Source organism: Pantoea rwandensis (assembly GCF_002095475.1).
Taxonomy (GTDB): Bacteria; Pseudomonadota; Gammaproteobacteria; order Enterobacterales; family Enterobacteriaceae; genus Pantoea; species Pantoea rwandensis.
This window is the reverse complement of record NZ_MLFR01000006.1, coordinates 29,929-49,469: the sequence shown is the minus strand read 5'-3', so window position 1 is coordinate 49,469 and position 19,541 is coordinate 29,929. Positions and strand designations below refer to the sequence as shown.

The 19,541-nt window shown below is 50.0% G+C and carries 17 protein-coding genes, 2 pseudogenes and 1 other annotated feature; of the genes and pseudogenes, 14 read left to right on the top strand and 5 right to left on the bottom strand.

Annotated elements, in window-relative coordinates:
* Positions 1 to 74 precede the first annotated feature (74 nt).
* On the bottom strand, positions 75 to 2,672 hold the full coding sequence (topA, locus tag HA51_RS08715; RefSeq protein ID WP_084934149.1) for a type I DNA topoisomerase: 2,598 nt from the start codon (positions 2,670 to 2,672) through the stop codon (positions 75 to 77).
* Between the two features lie 370 nt (positions 2,673 to 3,042).
* Between topA and HA51_RS08710 the strand changes: the two genes are divergently transcribed.
* Complete coding sequence (locus tag HA51_RS08710; RefSeq protein WP_084934148.1) at positions 3,043 to 3,291, top strand: YciN family protein; 249 nt, start codon at positions 3,043 to 3,045, stop codon at positions 3,289 to 3,291.
* Between the two features lie 26 nt (positions 3,292 to 3,317).
* On the opposite strand, the gene sohB is transcribed toward HA51_RS08710, so the two are convergent.
* The gene (gene sohB, locus HA51_RS08705; protein ID WP_084934147.1) at positions 3,318 to 4,364 is read right to left on the bottom strand and encodes a protease SohB; all 1,047 of its coding nucleotides are present in this window, start codon (positions 4,362 to 4,364) and stop codon (positions 3,318 to 3,320) included.
* 174 nt (positions 4,365 to 4,538) lie between these two features.
* Between sohB and HA51_RS08700 the strand changes: the two genes are divergently transcribed.
* The gene (locus tag HA51_RS08700; protein ID WP_084934146.1) at positions 4,539 to 5,303 is read left to right on the top strand and encodes a YciK family oxidoreductase; all 765 of its coding nucleotides are present in this window, start codon (positions 4,539 to 4,541) and stop codon (positions 5,301 to 5,303) included.
* Positions 5,300 to 5,887, top strand: a complete 588-nt coding sequence (gene cobO / locus HA51_RS08695) for a cob(I)yrinic acid a,c-diamide adenosyltransferase (protein WP_084934145.1) — start codon at positions 5,300 to 5,302, stop codon at positions 5,885 to 5,887. Before HA51_RS08700 ends, cobO begins: the two co-directional genes overlap by 4 nt.
* 36 nt (positions 5,888 to 5,923) lie before the next feature.
* On the opposite strand, the gene rluB is transcribed toward cobO, so the two are convergent.
* Positions 5,924 to 6,826 carry a 23S rRNA pseudouridine(2605) synthase RluB gene (gene rluB, locus HA51_RS08690; RefSeq protein ID WP_084934144.1) on the bottom strand — a complete coding sequence of 301 codons (903 nt, stop codon included), beginning with the start codon at positions 6,824 to 6,826 and terminating at the stop codon, positions 5,924 to 5,926.
* 819 nt (positions 6,827 to 7,645) lie between these two features.
* On the opposite strand from rluB, the gene HA51_RS08685 reads away from it, so the two are divergent.
* Positions 7,646 to 8,302, top strand: coding sequence for a serine protease (locus HA51_RS08685; protein ID WP_084934143.1), 657 nt, complete (start codon positions 7,646 to 7,648; stop codon positions 8,300 to 8,302).
* Here HA51_RS08685 and HA51_RS08680 read toward each other — a convergent pair whose 3' ends face one another.
* Positions 8,303 to 8,923, bottom strand: coding sequence for an L-threonylcarbamoyladenylate synthase (locus HA51_RS08680; RefSeq protein ID WP_084934142.1), 621 nt, complete (start codon positions 8,921 to 8,923; stop codon positions 8,303 to 8,305).
* A 12-nt stretch (positions 8,924 to 8,935) separates the two neighbouring features.
* Positions 8,936 to 9,820, bottom strand: coding sequence for an RNase RNM (rnm, locus tag HA51_RS08675; protein WP_084934141.1), 885 nt, complete (start codon positions 9,818 to 9,820; stop codon positions 8,936 to 8,938).
* A gap of 154 nt (positions 9,821 to 9,974) precedes the next feature.
* Positions 9,975 to 10,079 (top strand) — a sequence feature (Trp leader region).
* A 24-nt stretch (positions 10,080 to 10,103) separates the two neighbouring features.
* Between rnm and HA51_RS08670 the strand changes: the two genes are divergently transcribed.
* The 10 genes and pseudogenes from HA51_RS08670 (at position 10,104) to HA51_RS08620 (ending at position 19,174) form a co-directional block, all read left to right on the top strand.
* Positions 10,104 to 11,666: an anthranilate synthase component 1 gene (locus tag HA51_RS08670; RefSeq protein ID WP_084934140.1), complete on the top strand. Its 1,563-nt coding sequence runs from the start codon at positions 10,104 to 10,106 to the stop codon at positions 11,664 to 11,666.
* A pseudogene (gene trpD, locus HA51_RS27505) lies at positions 11,666 to 13,259 on the top strand (bifunctional anthranilate synthase glutamate amidotransferase component TrpG/anthranilate phosphoribosyltransferase TrpD). Before HA51_RS08670 ends, trpD begins: the two are co-directional and overlap by 1 nt.
* 1 nt (position 13,260) lies before the next feature.
* Complete coding sequence (gene trpCF / locus HA51_RS08655; RefSeq protein ID WP_084934137.1) at positions 13,261 to 14,628, top strand: bifunctional indole-3-glycerol-phosphate synthase TrpC/phosphoribosylanthranilate isomerase TrpF; 1,368 nt, start codon at positions 13,261 to 13,263, stop codon at positions 14,626 to 14,628.
* A 46-nt stretch (positions 14,629 to 14,674) separates the two neighbouring features.
* A complete protein-coding gene (gene trpB / locus HA51_RS08650) occupies positions 14,675 to 15,868 on the top strand; it encodes a tryptophan synthase subunit beta (RefSeq protein WP_084934136.1) in 1,194 nt (397 codons plus the stop codon).
* Positions 15,868 to 16,671: a tryptophan synthase subunit alpha gene (gene trpA / locus HA51_RS08645; RefSeq protein ID WP_084934135.1), complete on the top strand. Its 804-nt coding sequence runs from the start codon at positions 15,868 to 15,870 to the stop codon at positions 16,669 to 16,671. Before trpB ends, trpA begins: the two co-directional genes overlap by 1 nt.
* Before the next feature lie 195 nt (positions 16,672 to 16,866).
* A pseudogene (locus HA51_RS27790) lies at positions 16,867 to 16,950 on the top strand (BON domain-containing protein); the annotation flags it as partial.
* 351 nt (positions 16,951 to 17,301) lie between these two features.
* The gene (locus tag HA51_RS08635; RefSeq protein ID WP_084934134.1) at positions 17,302 to 17,580 is read left to right on the top strand and encodes a DUF4258 domain-containing protein; all 279 of its coding nucleotides are present in this window, start codon (positions 17,302 to 17,304) and stop codon (positions 17,578 to 17,580) included.
* Entirely contained in the window at positions 17,577 to 17,984 is a 408-nt protein-coding gene (locus HA51_RS08630; RefSeq protein WP_084934133.1) for a hypothetical protein, read from the top strand. The genes HA51_RS08635 and HA51_RS08630 overlap by 4 nt, the downstream gene beginning before the upstream one ends.
* 1 nt (position 17,985) lies before the next feature.
* Complete coding sequence (locus HA51_RS08625) at positions 17,986 to 18,348, top strand: hypothetical protein (RefSeq protein WP_084934132.1); 363 nt, start codon at positions 17,986 to 17,988, stop codon at positions 18,346 to 18,348.
* Complete coding sequence (locus HA51_RS08620) at positions 18,338 to 19,174, top strand: hypothetical protein (RefSeq protein ID WP_139810658.1); 837 nt, start codon at positions 18,338 to 18,340, stop codon at positions 19,172 to 19,174. Before HA51_RS08625 ends, HA51_RS08620 begins: the two co-directional genes overlap by 11 nt.
* Positions 19,175 to 19,541: the final 367 nt, after the last annotated feature.

Sequence of the window (19,541 nt, the reverse complement as noted above, 5' to 3'; positions counted from 1 at the left end):
GTTAAAGGAAGAATGTAGAACGATTAGCTATAAGGATAAAGCAAAGGCCAGCTGATGCTGGCCTTGAGGGGAGATTATTTTTTCGCTTCCTGCCACTTACCATCAATGTAGAACATCGACCAGCCCGTCGCCTTACCCTCTTTTTCAGAGGAGACATACTGCTGTTTGGTTTTACGGCTAAAGCGAATCAGGGTTTTGTTCCCTTCTGGATCGGCAGCCGGGGCTTCCGCAAGATACTTCAGCTTTTCCGGTAAACGGTCGGCGAAACGTTGCAACTCTTCCACTAAAGGCGCACGGGTTTCACGCGATTTCGGGAAAGTATTTGCCGCCAGGAACACGCCCGCAGCCCCATCACGCAGCACGAAGTAAGCGTCTGATTTCTCACATGCCAGTTCGGGCAGTGGAACCGGATCTTCTTTCGGCGGTGCAACATCACCATTGCGTAGAATTTTACGGGTGTTTTTACAATCATCGTTGGTACAAGCCATGTACTTACCGAAACGCCCCATTTTCAGGTGCATCTCAGAACCACACTTCTCACACTCTACGATAGGGCCGTCGTAACCCTTGATACGGAATTCACCCTGCTCAATTTCGTAACCATCACACTCTGGGTTGTTACCACAGACATGCAGCTTACGTTGATTATCGATCAGGTAGCTGTCCATCGCGGTGCCACATTTCTGGCAGCGACGGCGCGCACGTAAGGCGTTGGTTTCCGCATCATCGCCTTCCAGAATGTTCAGCACTTCATTTTCTGGAATCAAATTGATGGTTTGCTTACAACGTTCTTTGGGTGGCAAGGCATAACCCGAACAACCGAGGAATACGCCGGTACTCGCGGTACGAATCCCCATTTTACGGCTGCAGGTTGGGCAGTCGATGGTGGTCAACACCATCTGATTCGGCTGCATCCCCCCCTCTTCCGGCTCTTTCTCAGCCTGACCTAACTGCTGGCTGAAATCACTGAAGAAAGAGTCCAGCACGGCTTTCCACTGCGCCTCATTGTTCGCTACCTGGTCCAGGCGATCTTCCATACGCGCGGTGAAGTCATAGTTCATCAGCTCACGGAAGTTCTGTTCCAGACGATCGGTAACAATCTCGCCCATCTTCTCAGCGTAGAAACGACGGTTTTCAACTCGCACGTAACCGCGATCCTGGATGGTGGAGATAATCGATGCGTAGGTCGAAGGACGCCCAATGCCGCGTTTCTCCAGCTCGCGTACCAAAGACGCTTCACTAAAGCGCGCAGGCGGTTTAGTAAAGTGCTGGCTCGGCATCAACTCTTTGAGGTCCAAGGTGTCGCCCACATTCACAGGCGGCAGGGTTAAATCATCATCATTCTTACGCAGCGCCGGCATCACTTTGGTCCAGCCGTCAAAACGCAGCGTGCGCCCTTTCGCTTTCAGTTTAAAGTCCGCCGCGCCCACGGTCAGCGTGGTGGAATCATACTGTGCAGGCACCATCTGGCAGGCAACAAACTGGCGCCAGATAAGCTGATACAGTTTCTGCGCATCCGCTTCCATGTCTTTCAGCTGTTCAGCAGCAATGTTGACATCTGAAGGACGGATCGCTTCGTGCGCTTCCTGTGAATTCTCTTTACTGGCGTAAGTGATCGGCGATTCCGGTAAGTATTTCTTGCCGAAACTCTTCTCAACATAACCCCGCGCCATGGCCACGGCATCCTGGCTCAGGTTAGTAGAGTCAGTACGCATGTAAGTAATGTGACCCGCTTCGTAAAGACGCTGCGCCATCATCATGGTTTTTTTCACGCCAAAGCCAAGGCGCGTGCTCGCAGCCTGTTGCAGCGTGGAGGTAATAAAAGGTGCAGAAGGTTTACTGCTGGTCGGTTTGTCCTCACGATCCAACACGTCGAAACGTGCTTTCTGCAAAACAGCGACGGCAGCGTGCGTTTGTTCGCGGTTAACCGGACGGAATGCTTTGTCGCCTTGATGCGACACCTGCATCGCCAGATCATCACCTTTTGGCGTGGTGAAGTCGGCATTGATTTCCCAATACTCTTCCGGCACAAAAGCTTTGATTTCGTGCTCGCGCTCAACCACCAGACGCACAGCTACCGACTGCACACGACCGGCAGACAGGCCACGGGCAATCTTCTTCCACAGCAGCGGGGATACCATGTAGCCCACAACACGGTCCATGAACCGGCGTGCCTGTTGCGCATTGACGCGCTCAATATTCAGTTCGCCCGGCTTTTCAAACGCCTGACGAATCGCATTTTTGGTGATTTCGTTAAACACTACGCGGCTGAAACGTTTGTCATCGCCACCGATCACTTCCCGCAGGTGCCACGCAATGGCTTCCCCTTCGCGGTCAAGGTCGGTTGCGAGATAGATGTGGTCAGCATCAGCAGCGAGGTTTTTTAGCTCAGCAACGACTTTCTCTTTGCCAGGCAGAATTTGATAGTCCGCTTCCCAGCCATGCCAAGGGTCGACACCCATACGGCTGACCAGCGCGGCCTTCTCATCTTTCTTGACCTTTTTGCCTGTTTTCGCTTTTTCCCCATCGGCACTTTTACGGGCAGTTGAACCGCTGGTCGGCAAATCACGGATATGACCGACGCTGGATTTCACCACGTAGTCATTACCGAGGTATTTATTGATTGTTTTCGCCTTTGCCGGGGACTCAACGATTACGAGTGCTTTACCCATATGTACCTTTACCTAATTGAAACGTCCTGATAAACGGGAGAGGATTGGATGCCCCAAAACCCAACGGGTTCAATATTGCTGCCAGCTTTTCGCTTTTCAAGGCAGCGGGGATAATCTCAGGTCAGATTGCATCGACTTATGCAACTTTATGATTAGGAGCGAGTTTTCCATCTGACACCATCACACATCCGGGTGTGATCTCCCTGAAAGCTGAATCGCCCACACTCTACCTGATAAAATCCGTTACGCAACTTAATTAGCATTCAGGTTAATTTTGCGCCAGTTTTGCTGGCCGATGGAGATTTGCTGAACACGTTAACTGGCAAGTAATATAGAAGGAGAATAATCGCTGTCAAAAAAGAGGTGAAAAATGTCAGCAGAAACGGAATCCATTTCACGCCAAGCGTTACTGGAAATAGCCAATCAGATGATCAAACAGCACAATGATTATTTGGCTGGCATGGAAGCGCATGACGTGATTCAGCAAGGCGGCGTGCTGGTGTTTCGCGGTCCCTATTTTCTCGATGAGGACGGCTTACCGACCGCGAAAACAACGGCGGTATTTAACGTTTTTAAACACCTCGCCGTCGAGCTTTCTGCGCAATATCATCTGGCATAAAAAAGCCCGGCATCAGCCGGGCTCGCTTACAGTAACGGCTTATCACCGCGCTGCCATATTTTCAGAATTAACCGCTCTGCTGCCAGGCTGGCGCTATTGGTAAAGCGATCCATCATTTTCTTCTTACGTGCGAAATGCACACCGAGAACGGTGAAGCGATCCATCTGTTTGATAATCAGTGCATCACTGGTGCCGATCTCATCAATCAGACCCAAGTCCAGCGCCTGACGACCATACCAATGTTCGCCCGTTGCGACCTTATCCAGTTCGAGCGTCGGGCGCATCTGCTGGACAAAATCTTTGAACAGTTGATGCGTTTCGTTGAGATCTTCCTGGAATTTCTCACGCCCTTCGTCGGTGTTCTCACCAAACAGCGTCAACGTGCGTTTGTACTGACCGGCCGTGTGCAGTTCCACATCAATATCATTTCGCTTGAGCAGGCGGTTAAAGTTAGGAATCTGGGCAACGACGCCAATCGAACCAATAATAGAGAACGGTGCAGCGACAATACGATCAGCCACACAGGCCATCATATAACCGCCACTTGCGGCGACTTTATCAACCACCGCCGTCAATTGCAGACCTGCATCACGCAAGCGTTGTAATTGAGAGGCCGCCAGGCCATAACCATGGACTACGCCGCCAGGGCTTTCCAATCGCAGCAACACTTCATCACCTGGAACGGCGACCGCCAACACGGCTGAAATCTCTTCACGCAACGAGCTGACTTCACTCGCATCCATACTGCCTTTGAATTCCAATACATAAAGCGTTGGCTTGGCTGCTTCGCTCACACCTGTCTTAGCGTTGCGCTTCTCTGTTTTAGCCTTTTGCTTCTCTTCTTTTTTATGCTGCTTGAGCCATACTTTTTGCGCCTGCGGCTTCATCTTAGCCAGCTGCAGATCTTCCTTCATCTCGCGGTACTCTTCGTCGAGATGGGTTAAGCGCAGCTGACCGCCGCTATGACGTTTACGCATTGCGGCATTGAGCACAATCAGAACAATAGCTGCAACCGCCACGACGACTGTGACGGCCTTGGCCAGGAATAATCCATAACTGGAGAGTAAATCCATTCTGCCGCCTTATTAAACAGTGAATTACAATCAAAGGCTGAGTTTACCCGCTTTACGCGCTTGCGTCGCCTGAAATGCCCGCAGGCGGCACAGATTGCGAGGTAGAGCGATTGCACCTTGCGACGAATTGAGGCATAAAACCAAAAACCCTTTGACCTGCCATAGGACATCGCTGTGCATTATCAACCGAAAAGCGATCTACTGGAAAATCGCATCATTCTCGTCACCGGCGCTTCAGACGGCATTGGCCGTGAAGCTGCACTGACCTACGCGCGCTACGGCGCTCGCGTTATCTTGCTTGGGCGCAACGCCGAAACGCTGCAACAAACCGAACAGGCGATTAATCAGCTCAATAAGCAACCGGCCTCTTATTTGTTGCTTGATCTATCCCAAGCTACGCCAGAAAGCTGCGAGCAGTTAGCTGAACAAATCGCAGCCCTGGTGCCACGTCTTGATGGTGTGCTGCACAATGCCGGTATCCTTGGCGAAATCGTGCCGCTGGCCGAACTTGATCCCGCCGTCTGGCGCGAGGTGATGCAAATTAACCTCGATGCGACCTTTTATCTGACGCAAGCCCTGCTGCCGCTGTTGCTGAAGTCAGATGCGGGTTCACTGGTGTTTACCACATCGAGCGTAGGACGAACGGGACGTTCAGGCTGGGGCGCTTATGCGGTATCGAAATTCGCCACCGAAGGCATGATGCAAGTGCTGGCCGATGAGTATAAAAATCGCCCTCTACGGGTTAACTGCATCAACCCTGGCGGCACACGCACGAAAATGCGTGCCAGTGCGTTCCCTGATGAGAATGCCAATTTACTAAAGACCCCGGCCGATTTGATGCCGCTCTACCTCTATTTAATGGGCGACGATAGCCGACGTAAAACGGGCATCAGTTTTGATGCACAACCCGGGCGTAAACCAGGACCCGCCAGCGCATGAGTGACCGTCATCAGCAACGCCAGCAGCGTTTAAAAGAGCAGGTGGATGCGCGTATTGCCGCCGCGACAGAATCACGTGGGATATTAATGGTGTTCACGGGCAATGGAAAAGGCAAAACCACTGCCGCCTTTGGAACCGCTTTGCGTGCCTGTGGGCATGGTAAAACGGTTGCAGCCGTGCAATTCATTAAAGGGGAATGGCCTAACGGTGAACGCAATCTGCTTGAACAGCATGGCGTCGAGTTTCAGGTCATGGCCACGGGCTTTACTTGGGACACACAAAACCGTGAAACTGATACGTTCGCCTGCCAAAAGGTATGGCAAGAAGCGCGGCGTATGCTGGCTGATACGCGGCTAGACTTGGTGATTCTCGACGAGATCACCTACATGGTCAGCATGGATTATCTGGGCCTGGATGAGTTAGTGGATGCACTCTCGCAACGTCCCGCCCATCAAAGTGTGATCATTACAGGTAGGGGCTGTCATCGCATCTTGCTGGATATGGCGGATACCGTGACGGAAATGCGGCCAGTAAAGCATGCGTTTGACGCGGGGATTCAGGCACAGCAGGGAATAGACTGGTAAAACAATGACGCCGCATACTGCGGCGTCAACACAACATCAGGCACCACGTTTTTTACTGGTACCATTGCGGCTGCTACTTGCACCACCACGGCGCGGGCTTCCACTCACATTACTGTGGCGTTTCACCGCACGACGAATCTGGTTGGCCTTAGTACGACGGCGATCTTTCTCTACCGCGACTTTAGTCACCGTTTCTTCTGGCATGTCCACCAGCGTACGCAGGTAGTTCACTGCGGGTAACTCCATTTCCATCCAGCCACCACGCGGCAAGCCTTTGGGTAACTGAATGTCACCGTAACGCACACGCATCAGACGGCTTACCTGCACACCCACCGCTTCCCACAGGCGGCGAACTTCACGGTTACGGCCTTCAGTCAGAGTAACGTTGTACCACTGGTTGATGCCTTCACCGCCAGCAAACTTAATGGTTTTGAACGATGCAGGGCCATCTTCCAACTGCACGCCTTTGCTTAACTGGCGAATTTTGTCGTCATCGACTTCACCAAACACACGTACTGCATATTCACGCTCAACTTCACGGCTTGGATGCATCAAGCGATTGGCCAACTCTCCGTCAGTCGTGAATAGCATCAAACCGCAGGTGTTAACGTCCAGGCGGCCGACGGCAATCCAACGCGAACCACGCAGACGTGGCAAGCGATCAAACACGGTTGGGCGACCCTCAGGATCATTGCGGGTACAGAGTTCACCTTCTGGTTTGTAATACGCCAGCACGCGGCACACTTCAGTCGCGGACTCAGCAATTGAAACCAAGTGGCCATCAATACGGATTTTAAGAGATTTATCACTCTCGATGCGATCGCCCAGCGTCGCCAATTTGCCATCGACGCTGACGCGTCCGGCTGAAATCATTGTTTCGAGTTCGCGGCGCGAACCGTGACCGGCGCGCGCTAATACTTTCTGTAGTTTCTCGCTCATGGAGCAGCCTCGTTGTCGCCTTCCCAGGCGTCGTGGTAAGAAGAGGTAAGATACAGGGATTACCAACTCCCATATCAGAATCTGTTACCGCTTTGCCTGACTTCGGCAATCTCATGCGGCCCGCGATTTTACACTAACGCAAGTTTCGTTAACACCTTTTCCTTTGCTGCCGATAATAAAGGCCAAAGGCTACGTCACACGATCCGTGCCACTGATGAATATATTTGCGTATCTGATTGATTGCCCAGCGGACCTAAGATACCGATGAAGCCAACCCCTTGAATTTTTGTTATTTACCTTCAGCATGATAAGCCTGCTTGTTCATCCCACTTTAGCCCAATGATACATTAGCCCATCTCAAGACTGCTTTGGTAGCATTGCTCACCGTGCTTAAGGATAATCCCAAACATAAAATCTAAAGCCAAATTTAAAAACAGCATAAAACTCCAGATACATGAGATAAATTAGGGTCATCACTCCAGTAATAATAAATTACTAGTTAATTGGCACTGCAGGTTGGATTAAGTCTGTATTTTCACATTATTTGATTCAGATTAAATTTGATGAATTGTTCTGAAAAAAATATGTGTAAAATTTAACCCTGAAATCCGGTGCATCGTATTTATAAAGCGAAATCTTTACTATTTACACTTGATTATCTAACAAGCCATTAACGATCACTGCGTTATTTCGTTGATAATATAATCCGGCGCGCACGGGAAATGACGCGTTAATTCATTCATGGAATGAATTTAATTTGCATGTCGAAAGTCTTCACCAGGGATTTTACTGGCATGCTGAAAATTAAGGCAACTCATCATGAGAACCACCCTGCTTTGGCCTGCGCTTGCTGCGCTGGCACTGAGCGGTTGTTCCGTGGGCCACACTGAGTACAGTCGTACGGCGCTTGAACACGTTGATATGAGCGTGACAGGCATCCCGACAGTGCTGGGTTTGGGTATCCTCGGCACCACCATCCCTTTAACACCTGAATATAGTCTGACAGCTGCACACGTGGCAACGACCGCTGTTCAACGTGTTAAGGCTTATCATCCCTATTGTGATGTCGCCATTATCTATCACAAGAATAGCCCTGAAACTCTGGCAAAATTCCGCACCAGTAAAGTTGGTGAACCGATTAAGATGTACGGTTACAGCTTTATTTCAGCCATGCCGGTTGAATCAAGCGGCGTAAATTTAGCACGCACTGCCATCACCAATAAATGGAATAAAAGACCGTGTATGGCGATGGCATCAAATGCCGGCGTTGTGCAAGGAATGTCAGGCGGCGCGGTATATAATGCCGACCAGACAATTGGCGGTGTGATCGTCGGCTACAGCCATGAAATCTCCAATATACGCAGCAAGCAAGTCATCCTTAAAGATGTCTCACTGTATATTCCCTATGGTGATTTCAAGCATTGGCTGGAACAGAATATTGGCCCGACAACGCTAACGCCGCCCGGCCACGTGTGATTAGAGGAACGGGCGCGTGTCGCCGACCCCTTCGCGCACCACAACGGGTGTATCGCTGGTGAGATCAATCACGGTTGTTGGCTGCTGGCCCAGAGTGCCGCCATCAAGGATAAGATCCACCAGCTTACCAATGCTGTGCTGAATCTCTTCTGGATCCGATTCGGTGAAGTCATTGCCTGGTAGCATCAGCGAAGTTGACATCATCGGTTCATTCAGACGTTCCAACAGGGCCAGCGCCACTGGATTTGAGGGTACGCGTAAGCCGATAGTTTTACGTTTATCATTCATTAAACGACGCGGGACTTCTTTGGTCGCCTTCAGAATGAAGGTATAGCTGCCTGGGGTATTATTCTTCAGGATACGAAACGCCGTGTTATCAACCTGCGAATAGGTTGACAGTTCAGACAGATCACGACACATCAGCGTGAAGTTGTGATTGCCATCCAGTTGACGAATCCGACAGATGCGTTCCATGGCATTCTTCTCCTCCAAACGGCAGCCCAGCGCGTAGCCGGAGTCGGTTGGGTAGACGATGACGCCACCTTTATTAAGGTAATCTACCGCCTGATTCACCAGACGCGGCTGTGGATTATCGGGATGAATGTGAAAACATTGACTCATAAAAACCTCATATCACCTGTCTTCAATAGCCGAGGCCGGTGCTAACTCGGGGAAACGTTCCCAAATGGGTTCCACGCCGCCCGGAAGCCACAATTTGCGCCCCAGTTCTATCCACGGACAGGGTTGGTGAAAATCTGATCCCTGCGATGCCGCCAGTTTATTACCGCGAGCATAAGTCGCCAGCTGTGACCGTTCATTAGGTGCTTGCTGACACTGCGCCACTTCCATGGCGTCCCCCCCGACTTCTGCAAAATGGGCAATCAATCGCTTAAGCCACTTTGCTGACAAGCCATAGCGGCCGGGATGTGCGAGTACGGCGACACCACCAGAATGATGAATGGCATCAATAGCTTGTTTAATTGTACACCATTGCGGCGGCACGTAGCCGGTTTTCCCTCGCGCAAGGTAGTTCTTAAAGACCTGCGCCATGTTATCCGCTTTGCCTATCTCGACCAGATAACGGGCAAAATGGCCGCGCGTTATGACACCGCCCTGAGCCAGGCGCTGTGCGCCCGCTAACGCGTCCGGTATGCGTGCACGTTCCAGCCGCTCCGCAATCAACAGCGCGCGATCCGCCCGGCATTGATGCTGCTGCGCAAGAAATTCGACCAAGACCGGATGCTGGCAATCCACATTCAACCCCACAATGTGAATTTCGTGATTTTCCCACAGCGTGGAAGCTTCGAGTCCCGCCAGAATATGAATCGGCAAATCCTGTTGCAACACCGCCTGTTGCGCTTCAGCCACACCCGCAACGGTGTCGTGGTCGGTAATGGCAAGCACACCGACTCTCATCTCAACGGCACGCTGCACCAGCGCAGTAGGTGTCAGTAAACCATCCGATGCTTGCGTATGGCTGTGTAAATCATAGAGGGGAAAACGGGCGATATCCGACAAGGTAACTCCAGCAACTGCATAAACCGGCTGGCATGATAACGATTTTGCCCCAGACTGAAAAAGGGTATTGACATTTTTCACCCGAACCAGTTAACTAGTACACAAGTTCACACGCATAGGGTATTCAATCATGGCTGTTTTCGTTACGCATGCAAAAGGTTGGTGGCGCGATAATCCCTTTAACGGGCGACGTCGTCGTGCACAATTTGCGTAACCGCTGTGCAGATACCTGAGCCCGCCACCGAGCGGGCTTTTTTTTGAGCGAAATTTAGAGAACACAATAATGTCTAATGCGAAACCTACATTGAAGTTGATTACCGGTACCGCGCCCTACCGCGAAGATCCGGCCGCAGTGTTTCATCAAATTTGCGGCGCACGTCCAGCAACGTTGCTGCTTGAATCTGCCGATATCGACAGCAAACAGAACCTCAAGAGTTTGCTGATTGTGGATAGCGCCTTGCGCATCAGCGCGCTGGGCAATGTCGTCACGCTGCAGGCCCTCTCCGAAAATGGCCGCGCGATTCTGCCGCTGCTGGACGAGGCCCTGCCGCAAGAAGTTCGCATTCAGGCTCGTCCAGATGGCCGCGAACTGCATTTCCCGCAGCCGCAGGGTTTACATGATGAAGACTCGCGCCTGAAAGCCTTGTCGGTATTCGATGCGCTACGCCTGATTCCTCAACTGGTCAACAGCCCAGCCGAAGAGCGTGAAGCCATGTTCCTCGGGGGATTGTTCGCTTACGATCTGGTGGCCGGTTTTGAAGACCTTCCATCATTACGTAACGAACAGAGCTGCCCAGATTACTGCTTCTACCTGGCCGAGACGTTACTGGTGATCGATCATCAGACACGCAGCGCCCGCCTGCAGGCGAGCCTGTTTAGCCCCTCAACCAGCGAATTCCAGCGCCTGCAAAGCCGCATAGAGCAACTGCGTGGCCAAATGACGCAACCTGCCCCGGCGTTACCGGTACAGCGCGTTGAGCACATGGCGCTCAGCACCAATCAGAGCGATGAAGAGTATTGCAGTGTGGTACGTGAGATGCAGGAAGCGATTCGCATTGGCGAAATCTTCCAGGTGGTGCCATCGCGCCGCTTCTCCTTGCCCTGCCCTTCACCGCTGGCCGCTTACGACACGTTGAAGCACAGCAATCCCAGCCCGTACATGTTCTTCATGCAGGACCAGGATTTCGCGCTGTTTGGTGCCTCACCGGAAAGCTCACTGAAGTATGACGCCACTTCACGCCAGATTGAGATCTACCCGATTGCCGGCACGCGTCCACGTGGACGTCATGCAGATGGCTCACTGGACCGTGACCTGGACAGCCGTATCGAACTCGAAATGCGCACCGATCACAAAGAGCTGGCAGAGCATCTGATGCTGGTGGATTTGGCCCGTAATGATTTGGCGCGCATCTGTGTCCCTGGCAGCCGCTACGTGGCGGATCTGACCAAAGTGGACCGTTACTCGTTCGTGATGCATTTGGTATCACGCGTGGTAGGTACGCTGCGCAACGATCTTGATGTCCTGCATGCCTATCGCGCTTGTATGAACATGGGCACGTTGAGCGGCGCACCTAAAGTCCGCGCGATGCAGCTGATTGCTGAGAAAGAAGGCACGCGTCGCGGAAGCTACGGCGGTGCGGTCGGTTACTTCACCGCTCATGGCGATCTCGACACCTGCATCGTTATTCGTTCTGCCTGGGTAGAAGACGGTGTTGCCACGGTTCAAGCCGGAGCGGGCGTGGTTCTCGATTCTCAACCTCAAGCGGAAGCCGATGAAAGCCGCAATAAAGCGCGCGCGGTATTGCGTGCCATCGCCACTGCCCATCATTGCAAGGAGATTTTCTGATGGCCGATATCCTGCTGCTCGATAACATCGACTCCTTTACCTACAACCTGGTTGATCAGCTGCGTACCTTTGGCCACAACGTGGTGATTTACCGCAATAACGTGCCTGCTGAACTGCTGATTGAACGTCTGCAGCAGATGGAGAATCCCATACTGATGCTGTCGCCTGGACCTGGCGCACCGAAAGATGCGGGATGCATGCCTGCGTTACTGCAAGCGCTGCGCGGCCGTCTGCCCATCATCGGCATCTGCCTCGGCCATCAGGCGATTGTCGAAGCCTATGGCGGTCACGTCGGTCAGGCCGGTGAGATTCTGCACGGCAAAGCCTCTTCTATTAACCACGATGGTGACGCGATGTTTACTGGGTTGAGCAATCCGCTGCCCGTGGCCCGTTACCACTCGCTGGTTGGCAGTAATACGCCTGCCGATTTGACCGTTAACGCCAGCTACAACGGCATGGTGATGGCCGTGCGCCACGATGCCGACCGTGTGTGTGGCTTCCAGTTCCACCCCGAATCCATTCTCACCACCCAGGGCGCGCGTCTGTTAGAGCAAACGCTGGCCTGGGCGCTGGCGAAGTAATAGGGAGATTATGATGCAAACTATTTTGGAAAAACTGTATCAGGCAGAAACCCTGAGCCAGACCGAAAGCCACCAGCTGTTCAGCGCCATCATCAAAGGCCAGCTTGAGCCGACTCAACTCGCTGCCGCGCTGATTGCCATGAAAGTCCGCGGCGAACGCCCGGAAGAGATTGCCGGGGCAGCCACCGCACTGTTGGAAGATGCGAAGCCCTTCCCACGCCCCGACTACACCTTTGCGGACATTGTCGGCACCGGCGGCGACGGCAGCAACAGCATTAATATCTCTACAGCCAGTGCCTTTGTGGCAGCAACCTGCGGGTTGAAAGTGGCAAAACATGGCAACCGCAGCGTATCGAGCAAATCCGGTTCATCCGATCTCCTCGCGGCCTTTGGCATTGATCTGGACATGCCAGCAGAGAAAGCGCGGAAGGCGTTGGACGATCTTAACGTCTGCTTTCTGTTTGCCCCGCAGTATCACAGTGGCTTCCGTCACGCGATGCCGGTGCGCCAACAGTTGAAAACCCGCACGCTGTTCAACGTACTGGGGCCATTAATTAACCCTGCGCGTCCTCCGCTGGCGGTGATTGGTGTCTACAGCGCAGAATTGGTGCTGCCGATTGCCCAAACCCTGAAAGTACTTGGCTATCAGCGTGCGGCCGTCGTGCACGGTGGCGGTATGGATGAAGTTGCCCTGCACAGCCCAACACAGGTTGCAGAGTTACGTGACGGTGAGATCACCAGTTATCAACTGACGCCTGAAGACTTTGGTTTTAGCTTCCATGATAAAGAAGCGCTGGCAGGCGGCACTCCGGAAGAAAACCGTGACATTCTAACGCGATTACTTCAGGGTAAAGGCCAGCCCGCCCATGAGCAGGCCGTTGCGGTGAATGTCGCAATGTTGCTGAAAGTATTTGGAAATGAAGATCTGCGCGACAACGCACAGCGTGCCATTACCGCCATCCGTAGCGGTCAGGCGTACGAGCGCGTTGTGGCTCTGGCAGCGAGAGGATGAGATGAGCATTAAGGGCACCGTTTTAGAGAAAATCGTTCAGGACAAAGCTGTCTGGGTTGAAGAACGTAAAGCACAGCAGCCGCTGTCCACCTTCCAGAACAGTTTACAACCTGCTGGACGTCACTTTTACGATGCACTGCGCGGCACACGCACGGTGTTTATCCTTGAATGCAAGAAGGCGTCACCGTCTAAGGGCCTGATTCGCGAAGATTTCGATCCGGCTTCTATCGCAGGTGTCTATCGCCATTACGCTTCCGCCGTTTCCGTGTTAACGGATGAAAAGTACTTTCAAGGCGACTTTGAATTTCTGCCGATTGTCAGTGCTGCAATCACTCAGCCGGTGTTGTGCAAAGACTTCATCATTGATCCTTACCAGATTTATCTCGCGCGTCACTATCAGGCTGATGCCATCCTGCTGATGCTTTCCGTCCTGGATGATGAACAGTACCGTCAACTCGCAGGCGTTGCGCATAGCCTGAAGATGGGCGTACTGACTGAAGTCAGTAATGAAGAAGAACTGGAGCGGGCTATTGCGTTGGAAGCGAAAGTGGTCGGGATTAATAACCGCGATCTGCGCGATCTCTCGATTGACCTGAACCGCACGCGCCAGTTGGCACCACGTCTGGGCCACGGTGTGACGGTAATCAGTGAGTCAGGCATTCACAACTATGCACAAGTACGCGAGTTAAACCACTTCGCGAATGGCTTCCTGATTGGCTCAGCGTTAATGGAAGAAGCGGACCTCAATGCTGGCGTGCGTCGCGTACTGTTAGGCGACAATAAAGTCTGTGGCCTGACCCGCCCTGAAGATGCGCGCAGTGCGTATGAAGCGGGCGCCATTTATGGCGGGATCATTTTTGCTGAAGGCTCGCCGCGCAAAGTCAGCACTGAACAAGCTCAAAACGTGATGTTGGCTGCGCCTCTGAAATACGTAGGTGTATTCCGCAACGCGTCCATCAGTGACATTGTAGCGAAAGCGACATCACTGAACCTCACCGCAGTTCAGCTGCACGGTGACGAAGACCCCGCGTTTGTAGCAGAACTGCGAAACGCGTTACCTGAAGAGGTGAAAATTTGGAAGGCGCTGAGCATCAGCAGCCACCTTCCAGCACGCGATTGGCCGCATGTTGATCGTTACGTGTTTGATAATGGCCAAGGTGGCAGCGGACAGCGTTTCGACTGGTCATTGCTGCAAGGTGAAGACCTGAGCAATGTGCTGCTGGCAGGAGGGCTCAGTGCAGATAATTGCGTTGAAGCCGCACAACTTGGCTGCTCGGGTCTCGACTTCAACTCCGGTGTTGAATCCGCGCCAGGCATTAAAGATGCCAGTAAAGTCGCAGCAGTGTTTCGCACGTTGCGTGCTTATTAATTTCGCGAGCCCGCCCCTGCGCGGGCCGAATAAGGAAGATGAAAAGATGACCACGTTATTGAATCCCTATTTTGGCGAGTTTGGCGGTCAATATGTGCCACAAATTTTGATGCCGGCCCTGCGCCAACTGGAAAACGCGTTTGTCGAAGCACAACGTGATCCAGAGTTTCAGGCGGAGTTTACCGACCTGCTGAAGAACTATGCCGGGCGTCCTACCGCCCTGACTTTGTGCACTAACCTGACCAAAGGCACCAACACCCGCCTGTACTTGAAGCGCGAAGATCTGCTGCACGGCGGCGCGCATAAAACCAACCAGGTTTTGGGTCAGGCGCTGTTGGCTAAGCGTATGGGCAAGAATGAAATCATTGCCGAAACCGGTGCGGGTCAGCACGGTGTTGCGTCCGCTCTGGCCTGCGCATTGCTGGGTATGAAGTGCCGTATTTATATGGGCGCTAAAGACGTTGAACGTCAGTCACCGAACGTGTTCCGCATGCGTTTGATGGGCGCAGAAGTGATCCCGGTGCACAGCGGTTCCGCCACGCTGAAAGATGCCTGTAACGAAGCTTTACGCGACTGGTCTGGCAGCTATGAAACCGCGCATTACATGCTCGGCACGGCAGCCGGTCCCCATCCGTTCCCGACTATTGTGCGTGAATTCCAACGCATGATTGGTGAAGAGACCAAAGCTCAAATTCTAGAACGTGAAGGTCGTCTGCCTGATGCAGTTTTGGCTTGTGTCGGTGGCGGTTCTAACGCTATCGGTATGTTTGCCGACTTTATCGATGAAACCAGCGTGGGCCTTATCGGTGTGGAACCCGCCGGTCACGGGATCGAAACCGGTGAACACGGTGCGCCACTGAAACATGGCCGCGTGGGCATCTACTTCGGTATGAAAGCACCGATGATGCAGACTGAAGAGGGGCAGATTGAGGAGTCTTACTCTATTTCTGCAGGTCTCGATTTCCCATCAGTCGGTCCTCAGCACGCCCATCTCAACAGCATTGGTCGTGCAGAGTATGTTTCTATCACCGATGACGAAGCGCTCTCTGCTTTCAAAGAGCTGTGCCGCGCAGAGGGGATCATTCCGGCCTTGGAATCCTCTCACGCCTTGGCTCACGCGTTGAAAATGATCCGCGAGAATCCAGAAAAAGAGCAGTTACTGGTCGTCAACCTGTCTGGTCGTGGCGATAAAGACATCTTCACCGTTCACGATATTTTGAAAGCTAAGGGAGAGATCTGATGGAACGTTATAATCAGCTGTTTCAACGTCTGTCGGCCAAAAAAGAAGGGGCATTCGTACCTTTCGTTACCCTTGGCGATCCTTCACCTGAGCTGTCACTGAAGATTATCGATACGCTGGTCGAGGGCGGTGCCGATGCCTTAGAGCTTGGCATCCCGTTCTCCGATCCCTTGGCTGATGGCCCGACGATTCAGGGGGCAACATTACGCGCATTCGCCGCCGGTACAACCGTTGCACAGTGTTTCGAAATCCTGGCCACCGTGCGCCAAAAGTATCCTGAGCTGCCGATTGGGTTACTGATGTATGCCAACCTGGTGTTCAGCAAAGGCATTGATAATTTCTATGCTCAGTGCGAGGCGGTTGGCGTGGACTCGGTGTTGGTTGCCGATGTGCCAGTCGAAGAGTCCGCCCCATTCCGCCAGGCCGCGATGCGCCACAACGTCGCACCCATCTTCATCTGCCCACCCAATGCTGATGATGATCTGCTGCGTGAAATCGCCTCACACGGCCGTGGTTATACTTATCTGCTGTCACGCGCAGGTGTGACAGGTGCGGAGAATCGCGCCAGTCAGCCACTGCATCATTTGATTGAAAAGCTGAGTGAATATAACGCAGCCCCTCCCCTTCAGGGCTTTGGCATCTCAGAAGCCAGCCAGGTTAAGGAAGCGATTGCCGCAGGCGCAGCAGGTGCCATTTCCGGATCGGCCATCGTGAAAATCATCGAACGCCATCAGCATGAACCGGCAACCCTGCTGGCGGAACTGAAAGCCTTCGTTAGCAATCTGAAAGCGGGCACCCGTTAAATCTTCAAGACCTTATTCGTTTCGGCGAGTAAGGTCTTTCTTGCATCCCCTCCTCGTATTAACCGAATGAGTGGCAAAACTTACGCCATTCAAACTTTTTCACACTCCGCGATTTGCTGATTCGCCAACCCCAGACCACAATTAGATGCACCGTCTCGTTGCGGTGAAACAACATCTAAGACAGGGAGATAACCAATGAATCTTTTCAAAGTCGTTGCAGGATTTTTGATGGCTGCATTTATGGCACTGACACTCAGCGCCTGTGCACCAACTGCTGCATAGGAAGGCTCCGGGGGATACATTGATGATACGGTGATAACCAGTAACGTTTAACAATCATGAATTTTCGTACTCAACAGTAACTACCTCACATACAACGTTAGTACCATGCCATTGCTCCCGATAAATTGAAGTATCAATACCGCATCCCGCTTCCAGTACATAACCTGTCTGATCTGAAAACTTCTTGTACACAATACTGAATCAACTGTTAAACCATTTAAATCTTACGACAAATTAAAACTTAAAATTCAATAGGTTAAGCAATATTCACTAAAATAGTCATTTTATGACTATTGCAATGTTCGATTTATGACTTTATGATTAGTCCAACACTTAAGGGAGACATCAATGAATATTTCACGGCATGCATATAAACGTATGAATGAAAGATGTATTAATAAGTCTATGATTGATATGGTTCTTCATTTTGGTTCTGAAAGTAAAGATGGTGACAAAATCATTCTTGACAAAAAAACCATTGAAATGATGATGATCTCAATTTCTGAAATTAAAAAGCAGCTTGAAAGAATCAAAAATAGAGGTGGGGTAACTCTTGTGGAATCTGAAAATACACTGATTACTACTTACTTCAATGATAGCTTTAATAAAAAAGGTAGAATACAATGATTAAAGTTAATGAAAATCATTTTCAAGATGGTAATCTTTCAGTTACCAAACATCCCCAACCAAAAATGAATATTAAAGTAAACAAAATTGATTTATATGTAATTGATGAGCTTTCAAAAATTTTAGATGAGACTCGCTCTCAAGTGGTTAATGCCATTATAGAAAAGGCAATTAATAACTTCATTCATAAAGAAGTTGAGAACTTTGACTCACGCTATATAATTGCTAGGCTAGCTGACATTAACAATCCTGAGTTAAATAATTTTCAGCCTGCACAAAGTTGGCTTTTCGAAATCGATACAGAGAAAAGCATTAGTGATTTAAACGACAGATATTCAAATCCTTACGACCAACATTCGCATGAGCATGATGCTTTAATTAAACTACTATCCATTGAGAACTAAAATGAAAAAACTTACTGATGTGATAAACCAACGTTTAGTTGAAAGTAGTACAGACCATTACTCGATAATAAGCTATCGCCCTAGCAATAAAATAAACTCAATGATCGATGTAATGTGCAAGATTTATGGCACTAATAAAACAAGTTTGTTCCACGCTAAAATTAGTGAACTACTAGCAAATATATTATTATCATCTAAGGAAACAATTCCATTGATTAAAAAAGCAATTGAAGCTCATAATAACGTTGATCTTTCAGGTTCTGCCATAGGCATTTTGTTAGAAAAGGAAATCATAGAGTTTGATCTTTTGGAAGGGAACCCATACTTGAAAGAATTGAAATTAATGGTGCGGAATGATGAGTAATATACACCCCCAAAAATATCACATAACATTAAGTAGCTTTAAAAGTCTTACTTATCAATTTCATGTTATAGCAAATGATGTAACAGTCGAATTGTGCCAGAAATACTATAGCAATGAAAAATTAAGAGTCTTATTGAATGATGATGATATAAAGTTATTATGGAAGACGCGAATTCTGTTCGATGAGTCAAAAGAGGATTTCATCGAGAAAGCTCGATTAAAATCTTTAAACATGAATTTATTGTTTGATACCAACACAACGCCAAAATACCATAAGAATTCAGATTGCGAGTCTTTAAAAAATAATTATATAAACTTTGAAATCCCACCAGAGATTAAATTCCGTGGTGATGGCGAGATTCTTAGGCTAAAAAAATTCGCTAATGAACACAAGGAATTACTTAGGGAAGATGAATCAAAGTTCATTGACAAATTAACTGCTCAGTTTTTTTTAGCAAACCCGCCAAGAAAATTAGAGTATGTGAATAGTGGCCGTTATGAATTTTCTGAACTTTCAGTTGAAGAAGTTTACGCTAAATCTATAGAGTTAACAAAAAAAGCAGTTGACCTCATGAATAATAATAGGGATGTTTATAATAAACGGTACAAGCCAGCGAGACTATTAAAAAATGATTCAGAAGAATTAACTTACTGGCTTAAGAATTTGAAACCTAAATTAATGGAGGCTTTGTATCAATATGGAATAAAAAAATTTGGTCCATCTGACTTCAGTTTCGAAAAGTCATTCCTTGAAAAATTTTGTTTTGAACCTTGTCGCTTATGTTTAAAAGAAAAAATCATCGAGAAAAAAGACAAGGTTGATTAAAGTATCTATATATTAGTTAATAATGACTCAACCACCACAAATTAAAACAAATTAAAACTCTCCAAACATTCTGTAATGGAATTGACGTTAGTACTACACCGAAACAAACCCTAAGGATGGGGTTCACAATGTAATTCCATGCAATTATGAATGTGAGTACATAGCCAAGTGCCTGACGCTAGACAAACTCCTTGCGCGCCTTTTCAGTGTAATTTCATTCTGTTGTTCTTAGTTCTTCGCATCTAACTCCTTTTTGCTTTCCTGCTTCTTGGTGAAGTACCCAATTGCGGTCTTCACCAGTTCAATGATTGTCCCTAATCCAAATATGTCCTACTCCTTTTAAATAATCCCAACTGCATCTTCCCAT

Coding starts and splice junctions, on each gene's coding strand:
- HA51_RS08680 (WP_084934142.1), bottom strand. CDS start 8,923: ATGAGTCAATGTTTTCACATTCATCCCGATAATCCACAGCCGCGTCTG.
- HA51_RS08710 (WP_084934148.1), top strand. CDS start 3,043: ATGTCAGCAGAAACGGAATCCATTTCACGCCAAGCGTTACTGGAAATA.
- HA51_RS08635 (WP_084934134.1), top strand. CDS start 17,302: ATGAATATTTCACGGCATGCATATAAACGTATGAATGAAAGATGTATT.
- trpB (WP_084934136.1), top strand. CDS start 14,675: ATGACCACGTTATTGAATCCCTATTTTGGCGAGTTTGGCGGTCAATAT.
- sohB (WP_084934147.1), bottom strand. CDS start 4,364: ATGGATTTACTCTCCAGTTATGGATTATTCCTGGCCAAGGCCGTCACA.
- HA51_RS08670 (WP_084934140.1), top strand. CDS start 10,104: ATGTCTAATGCGAAACCTACATTGAAGTTGATTACCGGTACCGCGCCC.
- cobO (WP_084934145.1), top strand. CDS start 5,300: ATGAGTGACCGTCATCAGCAACGCCAGCAGCGTTTAAAAGAGCAGGTG.
- HA51_RS08620 (WP_139810658.1), top strand. CDS start 18,338: ATGATGAGTAATATACACCCCCAAAAATATCACATAACATTAAGTAGC.
- rluB (WP_084934144.1), bottom strand. CDS start 6,826: ATGAGCGAGAAACTACAGAAAGTATTAGCGCGCGCCGGTCACGGTTCG.
- HA51_RS08630 (WP_084934133.1), top strand. CDS start 17,577: ATGATTAAAGTTAATGAAAATCATTTTCAAGATGGTAATCTTTCAGTT.
- topA (WP_084934149.1), bottom strand. CDS start 2,672: ATGGGTAAAGCACTCGTAATCGTTGAGTCCCCGGCAAAGGCGAAAACA.
- HA51_RS08685 (WP_084934143.1), top strand. CDS start 7,646: ATGAGAACCACCCTGCTTTGGCCTGCGCTTGCTGCGCTGGCACTGAGC.
- trpCF (WP_084934137.1), top strand. CDS start 13,261: ATGAGCATTAAGGGCACCGTTTTAGAGAAAATCGTTCAGGACAAAGCT.
- trpA (WP_084934135.1), top strand. CDS start 15,868: ATGGAACGTTATAATCAGCTGTTTCAACGTCTGTCGGCCAAAAAAGAA.
- HA51_RS08625 (WP_084934132.1), top strand. CDS start 17,986: ATGAAAAAACTTACTGATGTGATAAACCAACGTTTAGTTGAAAGTAGT.